The sequence below is a fragment of the Cohnella hashimotonis genome (assembly GCF_030014955.1).
In the GTDB taxonomy this organism is placed as follows: Bacteria; Bacillota; Bacilli; order Paenibacillales; family Paenibacillaceae; genus Cohnella; species Cohnella hashimotonis.
Map to the genome: position 1 here is coordinate 3,208,639 of NZ_JAGRPV010000001.1, position 17,272 is coordinate 3,225,910.

Sequence of the window (17,272 nt, forward strand, 5' to 3'; positions counted from 1 at the left end):
CGGTTACATTGGAGTGATAATGATGCCGCTTGATTCGCTTCACGACCTCCATTAGGTAAGTTGTCTGACCAATTTAATGATAATATATGTGATTTCCCATGCGCCGTCAATCTCTTTCGAGCTTCTCGTCGAAGCCTAACGATTGAAAGCGCATGAGCGAGCGCTATTATACTTCCTCTGTCATGTCAGGGAACCAGAACGTATTGCCCTTATCGCTATCACATCCGGTTAGTTTGTAATAGTCGCCTCTCTCCTCATTTTTCTCAAGTTCGATTCCCTTGCATATCGTTCTCGGACGGCCTGCGTCACTGCCAAACTTGTCCCTCGAATTGTCGTAGGTATACGCAAACGCCTGCGCCCCGTCGTACACCAGCTCATAGAAGATCGGGTCGCCTTCGATCGTATACTGCGTAATGCGAATTTGACTCGATGAACCCCCTTGGAGGCTCGCCAGAAACAGCTTCCACTTATCGAAATTGTACATCTTCCCATGAACGTTCACTACGTCGCCATTCTTGGCAGCCTGGTCGGGATCGTAAGGGTCAGAGACGGGGGGAAAAGGCTTTGGCTTCACAATTGGCATAATCGTTTCTCCCGGCGCGGGTGCGGTCGTAGGATTGATCTGGTCGGTGGTTGGTCTGACGGTATTTTCACCGCAGCCAGATAGAAGCGCCAATGAAGCGCCTAGTATGAATATGGTTTTCTTCATTCAAATCACCTCACATTTAAAACGTTGCCGGACTGGAAAATGTTTTAGTGAATCATCAACTGAATTTTTGGCCGAATTCTATTCGGTCCTTTACGCGGCGGGCAAATAGAAAAGACGATCCGTCCTTTGCGGCGAATCGTCCGTCTCAAATCCCATTGAACGTCTCTACACACTGCGGTCAAGCAGCTTCACGACATCCTCTCGCGTGATCGACATTTTATTCATCATGGACGCGATTAATTCTTCCGTAAATACAAGCTCCGCATTCCCGCTGAAACGTTCAATATGCTCCACATAGGCCTTGAGCGCCTCTTCTTTGCCAATTGGCTCGATAAATGAAACAGGTCCGATATCGAGTTCGAGATATTCGCGGCAAAGTTCTCTAACGCTTGATTCGATGACAGCTTCATGAATACCTTCACTCGGATACCATAGCTCTAACGATCTTGGGTATATGCCATGCGCGTTCCGCGGCAGCTTATTGAACGGCAATTCATAAAAATCCTCGTCCTCGGGACGGTCATAGAAGTAATGATAGACGATTTTGTCGTTAACAAGAAATGTTTGTATTTCCTGAACGAAGTCCGCTTCGTCAGGATCATCCTTTAACTCCTGAACAGCATTTCGAAGATAATTTTTCGTACAAACACATAGTGCAAGCAGTTTTTCGTTCTGCTCGCTATCCTTATAAAGCACAATATCTTCCCATCCAGTTAAAGACTCCATGCCATAGACGCCCCACCAGAAATTATAAGAACTCGTATTTACGTAAATCGTCGTTGTCAAAGATGAAACGCCTCCTGAGAGAAAAAAGATTTTGTTAAATGCGATAAAGCGACCGATCGTATTCAGCTACTGACAGGTCTGACTGAACGTTCAATCCGGTTCAACTGCGGAATTCGCAGGAACAATCCCGCTTTCCGAATCGATTTCGACAGATGTACGCGTGTCATCGGGCGGAATCTTCGTTTCTTCCATCGTCTCTTCCTGCAAAACCGTCAGGGCATCAGTCGGCAGATCAGTCTCGCGAACCCAGATCATACCCTCTAATGCCTCGACGAGAAGCCAACCGTTCCATCGTTCACGAACGATTGCAGTCTGTGCTGTAAGCACTAAAGAGGATGGCTCTGTAGATATCGGCGTATCATAATGGACGACTGGCTCGGTCAAGTTGACGGCCAAGTTAACCGGCGTCTCGAATGGACCTGCAATGACAGCGCGCGAAGAAATCCAGCGGGGTCCGTCCGGCGTTGCGATTTCCAGCCAATCGCCTTTTTTTCTCAGCGATTTGTAACTGCCCTGATACACGGTACCCATTGATTTCGCACGGAGGTCGGGGAACTGAAACCCTTTTTCAACGCTGAACAGTCGGATGTCTTGGGTCAATGTCGCAGCCGATTGCCGTTTCAACCAAAGGCCGTAGCCCTTCTCTGCGATCATCCACAAGGTGTCTTTGTGCTGCTGCCAGATTTGGTTCCATTCGGACAGAGGAACGTTCGTCGATCCGGCGGCACGCCCCAGCTCCGGTGTCAAGGCTGGCCTGCCGAACTGCTGGATAAACCAGTCGGTGAACCCGCCTCCGGACGGATTGGACTGCGGCGCAACGAGCGAATACCCCGTTAGCTTCGCGTAGGCCGATGCAATGCTATAATCGCGGCTATAGTTCGCCGGGGTGGTATGGAAGTTCCAATAGATGACTTCGCCTGAAGTATGGTATGCAAGTGAAATTTCCGGCTTAGTGGTGAGAGCCAGGTCATACATGGCCTTCGCTTCTTTTGCTTGCAGCGGTAAGGCGCCTTTGTAGTTCATATAAGCCGGCCTATTGGCAGCGTTCACGATTCCGTTCCAATTTGCGGGGTATTGGCGGTTCAGGTCGATGCCTTTGGCGTTTGCTTTCCATCGCTTGAAGTTTCCGCTTCCGTTGTTCATATAGCGTAAATTGGCATGATCGGCTGCCGGAAAAGCGCTCAAGCCGAATTGCTGGAGCGTGACGCCGTCGGGATTGACCATCGGGACGATGCGAAACGTGACACGGTCGAGCAGATCGCGGGCACGGAAGCCGCCTAATACCGTGCCGTTCTTCTCGTATTGAACAGCCAGCTGTTCTACCAACTTCATCAACGTAATCGTCGTCATCCATTCGCGCGCATGGTGGGCGCCATTAAGCATAATGACTGCAGGCCCACGGCCGACATCGACCATGAACAGCGTTCTGCCGTATTCGCTTTTTCCTGCCGAACCCAGTGTAAGAAGATGAGGGTATCTTGCGGTAAGAGCCTGCAAATCCACGCTCAACCGGCTATAGGAATATACTTGCAGCGGATTGACGATAGGTTTTTCGGCGGATAAATCCGTCGTCTGAGCGGCGGCTTGTATGGGGATCGTAGTTGAGGAGAAGATGATCGCGGCCGTTAATGCTAGGGCAATCCAAAATCGAAGGCACTGAATAAAGCGGCTGCCATTAATAAAGTAGAAAAGCATTCTATTCCTCCAAGCCATTGATGTCGAATCGTAAATCTAACTGCAACTTATTCGACATCGTTTGCCAATCCCCTCCCAACAGTTGGAATTTCTCTAACAGTATCCGATAAAATGATCTTTCAAATAAACGATTTCATCTGCAATATCCTGTACATATTTCTCATGGCTTACCGGCAGCAGAACCGCCGAGCCGTGCGCCTTCAAGATAGAGAAGAATCTTTTATTATAGGCGTTTAAAAGGTATGGAAACCATTGCGCTTCCAACCAAGGCGCACAAAATAGCGCCTTCTGAAAGGCAAAACCGATCGCAATCGAAGCTCTCCAAACTTCAATTCCGTTCGCTTCCAGGGGGCGATCCGCTCTAACGCTTAATTCAAACAACTCACAGATTTGTTGAACGGAATATTTGTTGTTTGAAGTTTTAATTCCTTGATTAATTTGATCTTTTACCGTGATTCTCTTCTTGAGAAATGGACAAAAATACTTTTTTCCGTAGGGATATTCGGCTACCCCTTCTCCTATATAGCACGAGATATTCCTCATGTCCGAACTGCTAATCGATTTTTGGTTCATCGTTATGCTTGAACTGCTCTTGTAATCCATACCTTTTCCTGCTAGCAGATAGGACAATAGCCATCCCCCAAGCCCCAGCCCGCCAATGACGCCGTATATACGTCCCGATTGAATATCCATAGTAAAATCTTTTATCGAATCAATCATGGAAAAGCGGTTGAAGATAGTCGGGGCTTCATTGTAATTGAGCTCTTTAATCGTTATATGAAATGGATTATTCATTGGCTCACCCCATATAATACTCTTCGTTTCTTTCCTGTTTAACGATAGAAATCCATTATCTCTCTCTTCTACCGCGCATGTCCATTATATAGTGATTGCGATTCATTGGCACTAGCGTAATGCGGACACAAATAACCCGCAAGCGGACACTTTTCTCCAAGTGCCGTTCTTGCGGGTCACGTTTCATTACCAGCTCGGTTTGCGCATTTATTTCCTCAAGATGTTCAATGGCCATATATCTGAATCATCTGCTCGATGGGCTTCTCCAGAGAGGACCCTGGCAACTTTCCAAGCATACGCCCGGGATCGGTTTCGTTATTCCCAGCTTTGCTGTTACGCCGCTTTCGTATTAAATCCGTATGCCATACAATGAACCTCCATCAACCCGGTACCATGCGTCCAGTCGGTATTGTTGTTCTCCCGGCCCGCTGAAGGAATGCACGCGGTACGCTAACTTCCCCGGAACGCTGGTGGAATACAGGATTTTTCCTTCTTGAATGGAGTAAAGATAATGAATGCCATCAACCTTTATCGCGACCGTGCCGTCTTTAATCCCTCGTGTTTGGTAGAGCGCCTCCCCTTCACCGGCCCATTGGTTTACAACCGCACCATTTTTCCATTCATATGTCATAAACGCGCCATTAAGCTTTACCGTATAAACCACGCCTTCGGCGGTTAACGTGGCTTTCGTTATCGTGCCATCGGACCCGGCGGCATCGTACACTTTGAATTGGCTTTTATCGCTGCGGTTAAACAACCACAGCCCCGTATCGTCGCTTTGTTTCCACAATATGAACGATTGGTCAAAGTCGCTAATCGTACCGTCGAAGTGGTAAATCAATATTTCCGGCTTGGGCATCGGAGTATATTTAACAGCAATGATGGACTCGCTCTTCTTCACGCTTTGATTGCCGGCAGCATCGACCGCGACCAGCGAAAAGAGGTAGGACGCCTTCGGGGACAAACCTTGCACAACATAGCTGTTTACGGTCCCGTTCAGCGTGGTCAGCAGCGTATTGTTTTGATATAACAAGTACTTGTCCACACCCGACTCATCCGTGGCCGGCAGCCAATTCAGTTGTAACCTGGTTGATGTCACATGGGAAAACGTCAACACGTCTCCCTGCGGCCAAGTTGGTGCTGTCGTATCCGTCGGTGGCTGAGATTTTACCGTAAAAATCGTATCGCCCAACAAATAATGAAGCTGACCGTCTATCCATCTTACAACGCCGGCTTTGCCTGCAATCTGTACCGGGCTGCCCAACTGTTGGCTGTACCGATACCACTCGCTTCCATTTTCAAGAATGAGGGTACCTGTGTGATCTAATGCATGAATGATAGCTCCTGCATCCAAGTCAGTTGCCTGCGTCACCGTGCCTTCCGAGGAACGCAAATATAGCTGCTGCACATGATTGGCATTCGGCTTCTGATAGGCGATCCAGCCGTCGTTTACTTCATAGCCTTGATGCGGCTTTAATCTTTCCGTATTCGTTCCGTGAACGACTTCGGTCACCAGTCCATTCGCGTATTTCATCAAACTTCCGTCCTCTAAAGTAAACAGAATGTCCTCCCCGTCGGTCACTGGACCCCGCGGTGCCCCTGCATACGTAAAGGCTGTTGTCGTGCTGTCGGTCAGCGGATCATATCGTAAAATGGAGTCGCTTTGCCCACTGTTGCTATCCGGTTCAAGCAGGAGCTTGCCGTTCGGTTCCAGCTCAAAGTTGCGATCAACAGGGTATGTCACATTCCGGGTTGTCCCAAGTTCGGTATCGATCCAGCGAAGCGTCCCGGCGTCCGAAACGGCAGCATAGTTGCCTCTCGCCTGCCAGATCGAGCCGGATTCCACCGGAATCGACAGGAGCGTTTCCCCATTCCACCAGAACAGCTTCATTTCAAACCAGCCCGTATCGATTAGAAAAACGGCTCCCGCAGGCGTAAGCTTAAAACCTTCGGACCGGTCCGTCGTAACATGATTCAGCAGCACAGTCTCGGTGCCATCTGTGCGGTTTTTGACGATTAAGGTACCGTTCCGTATCAGCAACAGTCGAGAAGCGTCCGCATCCAGTATCTGCGCATCCGGTTGCCGTTCCAGCTCCGTCAGTTCAGGACTGGATTCGATATGAACGGTACGATAGACATTGACCCGGCGATTGTCTTCCCCGCTTGGGGTGCTGCCATCCGAAATCGAATAGTGAATATTCAGCGTCTTGCCGTCATACGGCGTAACGTCGAACACACGATCGAACCTCCCGGCCCCTTGATCGCTCTCGACGATAGAAGGGTATCGGAGGTCCTCTCCGATTTGTACGAAAAAAGATGGCTGAGCATGGTCGTCTTCGGCTTCGGCGATGACATGCATGCTATTATTGCGAATCACGGCATGATTGCTCGCAGGTTCCAATCGCGTAACGATTGGAGGTTCATCCCCATTTTCCGTTATGTATGCTTCGGTAGCGGCCTCAGCAACAGCGGCACGGAAGGACAGAAACAATGTCAGTATCAAGAACCCGCAAACCAAATGCATCATTCTACGATTCATTTCAATTCACTCCCTTGGACGTTTATACTAAAACGTACCATATTCAGGGAATTATGAAATTACTCTGACGAACCATATTTAGTAACTATTTGGTAGCCTTCGATCGATTAGGGGAGGATCTATCGTCCCGCGTCCGTTTCCCGCTATTGCCGTCGTGGGCGCAAACAAGCTGCCGATATGCTCGGCAGCTTGTTTTATGCCAACAGTACGATCACAAGCAATTCAAAAAGTACTAAAGTAAGAATTGCCGCATCACTGGGGCCAAAGAAGGCGCGTTGTCCTGGCGGAGAGGGAATCCTTAAATAAACGTGTCCGCTATCGACATGTGCGATTACGCCTTCGTAGGTATGGCCATCCAGGGTTTGAACGCGAACGCGACGGTTTAAATGGGAGTTGGATACTTGAAATATGCGATCCCTAATGGATCTTAAAGTAGAAGCTGCGTCAGGGTCTGCTTGAAATAATACTTTTTCATGAGTAGCTTGATAACTCATCACATGACCTCCGCAAATCCAAATTATCGCTTCGGTTCATGTTATGCATATGCCTATCTTTAAGTTCGTTCTTCGCTTTTTTACTTTTATTATGACTAATCGCTTAAATTCAAAGACTTTAATTCGTAAAGAACTTCCTTTACATCGCGATCAGGATTTAACGCTTTGATCATGTCGCCTGTAATGGATGCCCCATCATAAATTTTTACAACGATATCCAGGGGTAACGATAATTCAAAATACCCTTCTGCGAATTCGACAAAGTCTTCGGGTGTCTGGAATATACAACCAACCAGAAATTGTGAACCATCGCTTTCTCCCTCCGTGATCGCAACCTTTCCCTTACGCCAGTTCGATTCGCTGCTTTCACGCCAAATACAAAACGTCACAACGTCTTTTTCCATCGCATCGTCATCAAGTAAAGACAGTAATTGTGCCGGTACATCATCATATATTCCATCAAATACGCGATGTTCATCCTGGGCATAGGGACTTAACTCAGATTCATGATCGAACCCCTTCAATATACATCCGTCAGGGGAAAACAAAATATACATACGATCGCCGGCGCCATTATCGATTTTCGCCATGGAAACGTCCTCGGCCCAATCCTGATCAAAGCTATGATAGCGCAGCCAGTCCTCCTGACAAACAATCGTATTTAAAGCCGCTTGAATTTTCAATTGCTTTTTTAGTATGGCTGGTTCAGGCAGGAGGTCTAACACGGTCGCTTCCATTCATATTCAACCTTTCATTTTGTATTCGAAGCCGTTGGTTGTACTTCCTTAATGGCCGGGCCACCTGGATTAACGAGCAAGGTGTTTGCAGTAGCATTTGAAGCGGGAACGACGGTGATATTCGGCTGAATTGCCGGTTCAGATTCTCGGATTGAAAGTGTATAACCAAAGAATACCACGACCATTAAACAAATCGCTAATATGAATAGCATAGGAGTTTTAGCCATCTCTATACACTCCATTTCTGTTAAGTACTTCTAGTTAACTTTAATGTTTGACGTGAATTAAAGCCTTTAAGTTGCGCGTTTTAGGTGAAATCGTTCATCTGTAACCGATTCATTTGCTATCGGCTGAAACCGGTATAGAGATCACCCTCTGTCAATTTAATACCAGTCCGCCGTTTAATTTGAAAAATTTGTGCATGAGCTTATTGGATCACGCCAAAGCTTCTTCGCGTGTTGATGCGGGCGCAGAGAACATCATTCCGTTTTCGGAGTTCCTCAGAACGATACAATCCATTTTCGCAATTGCAATCAGCCCCTATGTTTATTGTAACGACTATCTTGCTCTCCTTCCAAATTTATACGTTTGATGTCGGGGGAAGTTGTGTGAATACGAGCCTAACTTATGGAAAAAAAGCAGCTTGCCGATTAAGGCAAACTGCTCCTGTGAGAGACGAAAATTGACTCATGAATCATTTATAAAACTTATCAAACGTCACCGTTTGTCCCGCTATGCTTGTATCGATAAGCCCGCATCAAGACAACCGTCGCCATCTCGCGCGTGACGGGGCCTTTTGGATCGAATCGGCCGCCTTGTCCTTGCATGAACGCGCTGGCCGCCACCGTCTGCACATCCGCATTTGCCCAGTCCGAGACGTTCCCCATATCGCTCAGTGGAATGGCCGGCGTTGCCGGTTTAAGATTCAAAGCCTTGACGATAACCGTAGCCAGCTGTTCGCGCGTAATCGCATCGTTCGGTTGGAAATATCCGTTATAGCCGTTCACCAATCCAGCGTGCGAAGCCGCGTTGACATAAGTGTAATACCACTTTGTCTCGGGAACGTCCTTGAAACTGCCTGCATTGCCGGACGTGGCGGTTAGCTCTTGAACGGAGACGAGCAGCTTCGCGAACTCGGCCCGCGTCAGATTGGCTTTTGGATTCAGCTTGCCGTTGCTTCCTTGTACGAATCCTCTTTCCACTGCGTCCTTCATCGAATCATAAGCCCAGCTTGAGATCGCGTTCGCGTCCGAGAACAGCTTACTCATGTCCATGTTCCCGCCGCTTTCGGCGCCTTCGATCGTGTAAGAGACGTAAGTGGTGAAGTGATTCGTTTTCACGATCAGGTTATCGCCTTTCACGAACGCATAAGCGACCTTTTCGGTTCCCTTCGTCGCTGCGGCACCTTGCGCGTCGTCGGCGTATAAAGGAATGGAAGTCCATTTTCCATCCTCAATGTAACCAACCTTCCGATCCTTTGCGTTTTTGAATGTGATGGTTACCGGCGATGAAAAGAGGAAAGATTCATCCTTCGCCCCTAGAACGAAGGCACTGTCGATCTTCTTCAACCGTTCGGTGGAGGCAAGTCCGCCTCGAACAAGCGTCTGAAGCCCGCTTTCCGTCGGATCAAGCTTCGTGAAAAGCTCGATGGCGCTTTCGCCTTTCACCAATGCCTCGTGTTCGGGGATTTCAAGCGTAAGATCGCCGCGTTTCACCGTTATCTTAGGCATATCTTTCAATACAGCATTTAGATCGAGAAAGACCTTAGGCTGGATATCCGGAATATTGACCAGGATTCCATTTGAATAAGATTTACCGGCTTCCACTGCGAAAACAAAATCTTTCGTCGCATTATCGGGGACGTTGACCACCGTCGACTCCCCCGCTCCGCCTCCTGTACCGCTCGAATCGCCGTTGTAGGGATGTCCCAGATCGGCACCGAGATCGGTCGTATAGCGCCATTGTACGCTGTCCCCGTCTTTTAACTTATAAAGACTGGCACCGTAATCCGGATACGTTCCGTTGACGTTATACATCCAACCGCTGAGATTTCCGTGATCGAACTCGCCGTCGCCGGCGATCGATTGAACGTACACGCTATTGTATTTCGGATTGAATTCATATTTGTAGGCGATCTGCTTGCTATCCAGCACGCGCGATAGGACACTCCACACCGTGTCGTTTTCCTTAAGCTCGACACGCTCCGGCGCGACCACATACCCTTTGCCTATCGTATTTTTATCGATCGACAACGTTACGTGACCGGTTGTTCCGCCATTGCCACCGCCGGCAGATGGATCCGAGGACTTCTCGGCGTAGGCGACAAACTGGGTAAAATGCTTGGTTTTGACGATCAGATCTTCTCCGCTGTCGTACGCGTACTCGTCTTTGCCCGTTTCAATCCCGGCCGCTTCATCGGCGACCTTTTGAATCGTGTGGGCTTGATCGTTTTCAACGTATGCGGCGCTCTTTCCGTTCAAGCCTGTGAAGGTCAGCGTGATAAACCTGTCGAACGTCACTCGATCCGTTCCGCCCATCGCGAACGCCTTCGCAATGGAATCCAGCTTCATGCCGCTTGCCACGATGCCGCCGATCTTCTCTTTTAGCGTCAGGTCTGACGCGTCGATTGTCGTGAGCAGCTCTACCTTGGACGGATCGCCGCTCTTGATCAATGTGTTTTGCGGAATGAACGCGGACACGTTGCCCTTCGTTACGGATAACGCGGGAAGATTGCTGTCCGCCGCCGTATTCAGGCTAACCTTCGATTCGGAATCCGCCGGAATCGTAACCTTTACTTGCTTGTTTTGGTCGTAAGGATATAGCGTAAGGCTGTAATCGTTCGTGTCCAGCGGGATATCGACGACCGGCGTCAAGCCGTCCGGCAGCGGCAAATCTATTACTTTTGGTGCTGCGGGATCGACGGCATCCGTCATATCGTACAGCCGATTCTCGCTTTTCGTATATCGAGCGTATGCGATGAGCGCATAGGTGCCCTGGTCGGTCGCCATGCTGTCTACTTTGCCAGTCAGTACGTGCTTGAAGCCGCCATCGGGAGCGCCAAAAGACAATAACGCCTCCAGAACGGACATGTCTTGCTTGACGAATCGCGCATCCGTCGCCGAATCGATGCCCAGAGCGGATAGCGCCGTAACGACCTGCGCGATGCTTTCGCTACTGGTGCTTCCAAAGTTCGTAAAGCTGCCCAGGTTATTCTGCTTCGCGGACAGCCAGACGATCGCCCGATCGACCGCCGCCCGTACCGAGTCGTCTGACGCGTAGTACGGCGCAAGCGCCTGCATCGCCATGGCGGTCAAGTCGACGTCGGCCGTAACCGTGCTAAAGCCCCAGCCGCCGGCTTGCTCGGTGCCTTTTTTCACTTCATTGTTCAGAATATATTGAATAAGGTTTTCTCGGGTCGCTTGTTTCTTGCCTTGCGCGGCGGCCGGGAACGCGTAGCCTCGCGTATCCATCGCGATCAGCGCCCAGATCGGACCGTTGATGCCTTGCTTAAGGACATAATCGTAATCGGACAACGCCTGCGTTGCGTCAAATCCCGCGACATGATGCGGATCCTTCGCTATCGAAGCCAGTCCGACAATAAGACGCGAATGTTCCGTGCTCTTGCTCTTATCAAGTATGCCATCGTTCTGAGCGACTAACGGAGCTATTTTCGCAACGACATTATCGTAATACTTCGCATAATAGCTTGCAGGCATATCATATTGCCCACGCGCGAGCGACAGTACCGACCATTCGCCCCCGAGCGTTCCGAAGGTCGGTTCCTTCACCGTATTCGCAATCCAAGCGAGGTTTTTACCGAGCTGTTCTCCGACGATGCCCGACAGACCATAGTAAACCGTCAACGTCCGAAGCGCAGTATTGCCAGCAAGATCCTGAGCGGTAACGACGATCGTATTGGCGCCGACGACCAGGTTGGCCGTATATTGGCCGTCTTTTGGCATAAGGGCGGTGCCATTCAGGGTCACTGTCGGGACGATGCCCGGCGTGCCCGCATCGGTTGCGGTTACTTGAAAGCTAAGTTGTTTCGCGTGTAGAAAAGACTGGTCTTCGATGCCGGCGATCGCGAGCTCCGGCTTGACGACGTCCCAACCGAGTCCGTCCGCCAGTTCCGTTAACGCCCGGTCGACGCTATCTTGTGTGCTCTCGATATTTTCAAGCACTTCGTACGCATGCGTATACGAGGCGGCAATCGCCGGATCGGAAAGCAGCGTATCTCTGGTCGGATCTCCATTGACCTTGCCGATCAGTGCCGTCAATTCATCCTTATCGGCAGAATCGATATAGCCGCTGCCATCTGAATAGTCCAGATCCGCGCCGTAGCCCCACACCGTGAACTGCGTGCGGACGACGTCGCCGTCATGGGGAAGGTAAGCCGACAATCCGACCGGCGGGAATTCCCCGTTGACTTCGTACATCCAGCCTGACATCGGCGTATAGTCAAATTCGCCGAGCCATTCGGAATCCTGCCGCCCGCCGAGCGTCTCATTGCCTAACGCGATTTGTTCGAGTATGTAGTCCGGCACATGCGCTTCTTGCACCGAGTCTCGTACATCGGATAAATAAAAGGCGCCGTCGACAGTCCCTGTATGCTTGATATTTTCTTCGCCCAAAACCCGGGCGATTACGGCCGCGCCGTTCTCTCCGGTATAAAAGGGTACGCGGGTAGGCTCCAGCTTGTAACCTTGACCCAGCGTAAATTTCTCGACTGTCAACGTAATATAACCTTCGAGCGCGCCTGCCGCAGCAGCAACGCCGGTCGTTTTCGCGCCCGCCGCAAACAACGAAAATGCGACGCTTAGCGCGAGCATCCAGGCCGTTATTTTTCTCATCATAGTGAACGATCCCTGCTTCCCATTCATTTTACTTGCCAGTTCGCGTGTGGACGCAATAAAAAGAACCTCTTAACGGAATCGTCAAGAGGTTTTAAAGAGAGATCGCCAAATAAACGGGCAGACTCAATTCAAACACCCCCTATCGCTCGTAGAGTTGTCGGTGTCCATTTCCGGCAGGTCTTCTGGCTTGAGAATCATCGATTTATGCCGCCTTCCCGGAACATCCAGTGGCGTATGGCATAAAGCTCATCTCTTACAGCGGCGGGACCGCGCGGGAATTGCACCCGCTTCCCTTTTAACCCATCTCTAACTTTCGTAATGCAAGTCATGACGGGCACCTGAAATGAAATATTCAATTAGACTTGACCATCATAGCGGAATATATGGCCTTTGTCATGGTGGGATTATGGCGTTTTTATGAATACCGCAAAACAGCCCGAAGATCATTCGTCTTCAGGCTGATCTTTGATTCTCGCCTATCCGACTTACAGACGCCAGTCAGGCAGCATCGACTTCGTATCTTGCAGCATGCGGTCAAACAATTGTTCCGCACGATCGCGCGGTATCGACACCAGCGGATCGTTCAGAAATGCCTCTAGCGCCAGGCCTTTATCCTTCTTCAGCGCGGCCTGCAGCGTCATTTCCTGATTCGCGATATGGCGCAGCACCATCGCGGGTTAATCACGATGAAGCTGCTGCTTCAGCCGCTGATCGAGAACAGTATCTACCATGGACTTCGAGAAAAGCCCGGCGGCGGATCGATCAAAGTGAAAATATTGCGTCGCGCAGATGCGCTTCGAATTACGGTGATCGACAACGGCCTTGGCATGGAGCATGCACGCTTGTCCGAGATCCGACGGCGCCTACGCCAACCGGACGATGCGGCAGCCCATATCGGCTTGCGCAACACGCACAAACGGCTGGCGCTTATGTACAACGAGAGGAGTCAGTTTCGCATCCTCAGCAAGCCCGGCTTGGGTACGGTGGTGTCCATTGTCATTCCGGTGGCTCCGCCGGCTCGCAGATGAACTTTGCCTGAAACTAACGCTATCGAGTAATGTAAAAAGAGCCCGTTCGGGCTCTTTTCTTGCGTTACTCGTCCAATGCTTTGGCCAACACGTCCCCGTGAAACAGAGCGATAAAAAGCAGACCATCATGAAGATATATACCGCTGGCGTCGTCAGACAACGCCAGTAATTCTCTGCTTTCCCCGGTGCCGGAATCAAGCTCGAGGAGCGTTTTGTCCGCGGCTACATAAAGCTTGCCGTTACTGGCCGCTAAGTTCGATAGATGCCAGTCCGTCAGGTATTGGTCAAAGGATACCGTCCATTTTTGTTCGCCTGTTTTGGCGTCAAGGGCATGGACGGCGTTTGAAGTAGTTGTATAGACGGTGTCTCCATCTAACAGCGGATAAGAAGTTACTTTATCCGTGCGGGTTTCCCATACAAGACTTCCGCTTTTCCGGTCGATACCGTACACGTTGCCGTCCCAACTGCCGATGATGACAAGGTTAGCGTAAAATACAGGCTTCGTATTTAAGAGCTCCGCGATTTGATTGTCCGGATTATTCCAATCATTGCTCGCTAAAAGCGTAGTTGTCTGCCACTTCATCTTTCCGCTCGAAGCGTCGGCCGCAATCAATATGCCGTTGTTTCCGTAAACATAGATTACGCCGTCCTTTTCTGTAATCTCTGATCGTATGCCCAGATCATCTTGCTTGGCGGACCAAATTTCGTCTCCCGTTTTCGGATCGAGAGCGAGGACGCTCCCATCATCGATGCCTGCAATCAGCTTATCGTCGTAGCGAAGCGGCGCTGCCGTCGTCCACTGGCCGATCTGCTTCTGCCACAGCTTGCCGCCGTCGACTTTATTGTAGGCTCGGATGCTGTAACTTCCGCTAACAAACAGGGCATTATCGTCAGCGCTTATGCCGTTTGCGTTGTCGGCCATTTCAATGCCCTCAACAGTCGTAGAGACCGGATCGGTAGACCACAATTTTTTCTTTGCGGCGATATCGACAGCTGTTACGCTGCCGTCTATGCCTCCCATGTAGAGGACGTTGCCTTCCGCGTACGGCTGAAAGTCCCCGCTGATGAGCTCGCCTAAATGATACCCGAATGCGTAGCCCGGCGCCTCGAAAAAACCGGCCTCTTTTTGTTCTCCTTTCGTTTCTGTCGAGTCAGGCTGTTTCTCCGAACACCCCGCAGCTAAAAGCGACAATGCCACCAAGGAGAGTAAGACCCCTTTTTTCAACGATTTCTCCGCCCTTCTTTAGCCATGTAAGCACGAAGTAATATCATATCTTAGCGTCCTCCTCTGGTAAAGCGTTTGGTTGCAACGTTACCGTGCTTGATAAGTAAAAGTTCATGAGATCAACCATTGACAGAAAAATGCTTCGCATAAATGAGAAAAAGCCGCGAGTTTTCGCGACTCTTAATGAGATATTTCTACAATATGGGTCCATTAAGGACGCATGTTCATCCCTGCCAACGCGCGCGCAGCGGCGCTCTTGGCATTGCTCATGCCACTTCTCGCCAATTCGCGCAAGGGTTGCTCCGCAGCCGTAAATTGCTCTTCGCCGAATCGTTCGCAAGCCCTTTCCTGCACATACATATCTTCATCCTCCAGCAATGCAAGCAGCTCCGCCAGATCTGCCTTGGGGGTCAGCGCTACGATTGCAAAGGCCGTCTGGCAGCGGATGTCCTCTTCATCCTCCTGCTTCAATAATGACCACAGCTGATCCACCGTTTTCCTGTCCTGTTCCAGCTGCTCTCCCGGAATGCCTTCAGGAGCCGGATAATCGAAGGTCCAGTCGCGCCACTCCCCTTCCGGATCGGCATCCATTCGTTCCAGCAGCGAGATAACGTTGCGCCAGCGCGGCGTCAAGTCCGTCTCCTCATGAGACATTACGCATATTTTCCCGGCGAGCGGCCCTCTCCGATAGATCGCTATGTAATCGCCCCCGCTATTTTCCCATAGCGGCAAAATGTCTCGATAGACAGGAATAGATGCGATCGTCTCCAGCAGCTGCCCCTGTTCCTGTACCGACATCCACCGCATATCATATTCTGCTCCAAGCTGTTTTTCCGCATGCCGCTCCAGTGCTTGCAGCTCCGGCTTAGGCATCTGGATGCCAAGCGACGACAGCCATTCCTTCAATTCCATGATTGCTCCCTCCTCGTCTCTAAATATAGTAAACCAAGATTATCCAAATGAAAGGCTTTTTTCATCAGGCATCCACAGCAAATTGCATTTCTTCGCCACATCGGTTACTATTTTTTTATCGACAAATTTGCAGGTCAATAAAAGGGGGGACACTGCACGCATGTGCCCGCGTACAAAAGAACAAAATGAGCGCATCCGTATGCAGCGCAGAGAACAGATCCTGGATGTCGCAGCGCGCGCTTACTTCCGCACAGGCGGCGGCTTCGACGTTCGCGATGTCGCTCGCGAGGCCGAGCTGGGGTACGGCACCGTATATCATTATTATCCGAACCGTCATTTGTTAATCGAGGATGTGCTGGACAGCGGCTTCGAGCGCTGCGAGCAGGCGCTGTCGCAATGGATCGACGACGGCGAGAGCAGTTCGGATGGCTTGGTATTGCTCGCGTATTGCAAATCGCTGCTCGTACTGTGGCAAGTGGACGCCCGTGCCTATCTCGTCTATAAAATGGCGGCGGAGCACTTTGCGGGCTTGCCGGAGAAGGATCGGAGCATCGCAAAGAGAAGGTTCATGGATCGGTTGTACGTTCCACTCCAGGCGATCGCCCGCCGGGATGACGAGAGCATCGATCATATGCTTGCCGTGCTGGTCGGCTGCTGCGGACTGCATTATTATGCTGGAAATTCAGAGCTGGATGTCGATCGTATCTCCCGTCTCGCCATGCATGCCATTACAAAGGAGTCCTGAGGCAACCATGATTATTTTAAAAAGCCAACACGAAATCGAAGCGATCCGCAAAGCCTGCCAAGTGGTGGCCGAATGCCATCGGACGATCGCCCCGCTTATTCAGCCGGGCATTACGACAAACGAGATCGAACGCGTTTTCGAGGACATCATTTTAAAGCACGGCGCCAAGCCTTATACGAAGGGCTATAAGGGCTATCGTTATGCGACCTGTGCCTCCGTCAATGACGTCATCGCGCATGGCTTCCCTGGCAGCAAACCCCTGGAGGAAGGCGATATCGTGACGATCGACACGGTCGCCGAGCTGGATGGCTGGCTAGGCGATTCTGCCTGGACCTATGCGGTCGGGAAGATCTCGCCGACGGCCGAGAAGCTCATGCGCGTCACGAAGGAATGTCTCGACCTCGGCATCGCGCAGGCGCGCTCCGGCAACCGGATCGGCGACATGACGAGCGCGATCCAGCAGCATGCCGAATCGAACGGCTTCGGCGTCGTGCGCGACCTTCTCGCTCATGGCATCGGACGGGACCTTCACGAGGATCCCAACTACCCGCATGTCGGTCAGCCAGGCAAAGGCCCCCGTATCAAGGAAGGCATGGTGTTCACGATCGAGCCCATGATTACCGAAGGCACCTATCGCATGACAATCGACGATGACGGTTGGACCGCACGGACGCTGGACCGCAAGCTTGCCGCCCAATATGAGCATACGATCGCGATCACGGCCGAAGGACCGCAAATTTTGACCTTGCAATAG

Annotated in this window: 14 protein-coding genes, 1 pseudogene and 1 riboswitch; of the genes and pseudogenes, 3 read left to right on the forward strand and 12 right to left on the reverse strand. The window is 50.7% G+C overall.

The genetic code is table 11. The features are described 5' to 3' along the window. Positions 1-166: 166 nt before the first annotated feature. From KB449_RS12855 to KB449_RS12900, 10 genes and pseudogenes are all read right to left on the reverse strand, one after another. Positions 167-709 (reverse strand): DUF4362 domain-containing protein, encoded by a 543-nt coding sequence (locus KB449_RS12855; protein ID WP_282908758.1) that lies wholly within the window; start codon positions 707-709, stop codon positions 167-169. A gap of 165 nt (positions 710-874) precedes the next feature. Next, positions 875-1,495, reverse strand: coding sequence for a hypothetical protein (locus tag KB449_RS12860; RefSeq protein WP_282908759.1), 621 nt, complete (start codon positions 1,493-1,495; stop codon positions 875-877). A gap of 90 nt (positions 1,496-1,585) precedes the next feature. Continuing rightward, positions 1,586-3,190: a M14 family metallopeptidase gene (locus KB449_RS12865; protein ID WP_282908760.1), complete on the reverse strand. Its 1,605-nt coding sequence runs from the start codon at positions 3,188-3,190 to the stop codon at positions 1,586-1,588. Between the two features lie 93 nt (positions 3,191-3,283). Next, a complete protein-coding gene (locus KB449_RS12870; protein ID WP_282908761.1) occupies positions 3,284-3,985 on the reverse strand; it encodes a hypothetical protein in 702 nt (233 codons plus the stop codon). A 349-nt stretch (positions 3,986-4,334) separates the two neighbouring features. Continuing rightward, the gene (locus tag KB449_RS12875; protein ID WP_282908762.1) at positions 4,335-6,524 is read right to left on the reverse strand and encodes a fibronectin type III domain-containing protein; all 2,190 of its coding nucleotides are present in this window, start codon (positions 6,522-6,524) and stop codon (positions 4,335-4,337) included. Positions 6,525-6,718: 194 nt separating this feature from the next. Further along, positions 6,719-7,018, reverse strand: a complete 300-nt coding sequence (locus tag KB449_RS12880; protein ID WP_282908763.1) for a hypothetical protein — start codon at positions 7,016-7,018, stop codon at positions 6,719-6,721. Positions 7,019-7,113: 95 nt separating this feature from the next. Continuing rightward, positions 7,114-7,755, reverse strand: a complete 642-nt coding sequence (locus KB449_RS12885) for a hypothetical protein (RefSeq protein ID WP_282908764.1) — start codon at positions 7,753-7,755, stop codon at positions 7,114-7,116. A 14-nt stretch (positions 7,756-7,769) separates the two neighbouring features. Next, positions 7,770-7,982 carry a hypothetical protein gene (locus tag KB449_RS12890; protein ID WP_282908765.1) on the reverse strand — a complete coding sequence of 71 codons (213 nt, stop codon included), beginning with the start codon at positions 7,980-7,982 and terminating at the stop codon, positions 7,770-7,772. 483 nt (positions 7,983-8,465) lie between these two features. Beyond that, positions 8,466-12,605, reverse strand: coding sequence for an S-layer homology domain-containing protein (locus tag KB449_RS12895; protein ID WP_282908766.1), 4,140 nt, complete (start codon positions 12,603-12,605; stop codon positions 8,466-8,468). A gap of 158 nt (positions 12,606-12,763) precedes the next feature. Next, positions 12,764-12,965: riboswitch (cobalamin riboswitch) on the reverse strand. Positions 12,966-13,093: 128 nt separating this feature from the next. Further along, positions 13,094-13,279, reverse strand: a pseudogene (locus KB449_RS12900) (family 4 glycosyl hydrolase); the annotation flags it as partial. Between the two features lie 15 nt (positions 13,280-13,294). Here KB449_RS12900 and KB449_RS12905 point away from each other — a divergent pair. Further along, positions 13,295-13,636, forward strand: coding sequence for a sensor histidine kinase (locus KB449_RS12905; RefSeq protein WP_282908767.1), 342 nt, complete (start codon positions 13,295-13,297; stop codon positions 13,634-13,636). Between the two features lie 64 nt (positions 13,637-13,700). Here the strand turns inward: KB449_RS12905 and KB449_RS12910 are convergent, their stop codons facing one another. Next, complete coding sequence (locus tag KB449_RS12910) at positions 13,701-14,861, reverse strand: outer membrane protein assembly factor BamB family protein (protein ID WP_282908768.1); 1,161 nt, start codon at positions 14,859-14,861, stop codon at positions 13,701-13,703. A 210-nt stretch (positions 14,862-15,071) separates the two neighbouring features. Next, on the reverse strand, positions 15,072-15,773 hold the full coding sequence (locus KB449_RS12915; protein WP_282908769.1) for a hypothetical protein: 702 nt from the start codon (positions 15,771-15,773) through the stop codon (positions 15,072-15,074). Between the two features lie 199 nt (positions 15,774-15,972). Between KB449_RS12915 and KB449_RS12920 the strand changes: the two genes are divergently transcribed. Together KB449_RS12920 and map are read left to right on the forward strand one after the other, a co-directional pair. Next, positions 15,973-16,518: a TetR/AcrR family transcriptional regulator gene (locus KB449_RS12920; RefSeq protein WP_282908770.1), complete on the forward strand. Its 546-nt coding sequence runs from the start codon at positions 15,973-15,975 to the stop codon at positions 16,516-16,518. A gap of 7 nt (positions 16,519-16,525) precedes the next feature. Beyond that, positions 16,526-17,272: a type I methionyl aminopeptidase gene (gene map / locus KB449_RS12925; RefSeq protein WP_282908771.1), complete on the forward strand. Its 747-nt coding sequence runs from the start codon at positions 16,526-16,528 to the stop codon at positions 17,270-17,272.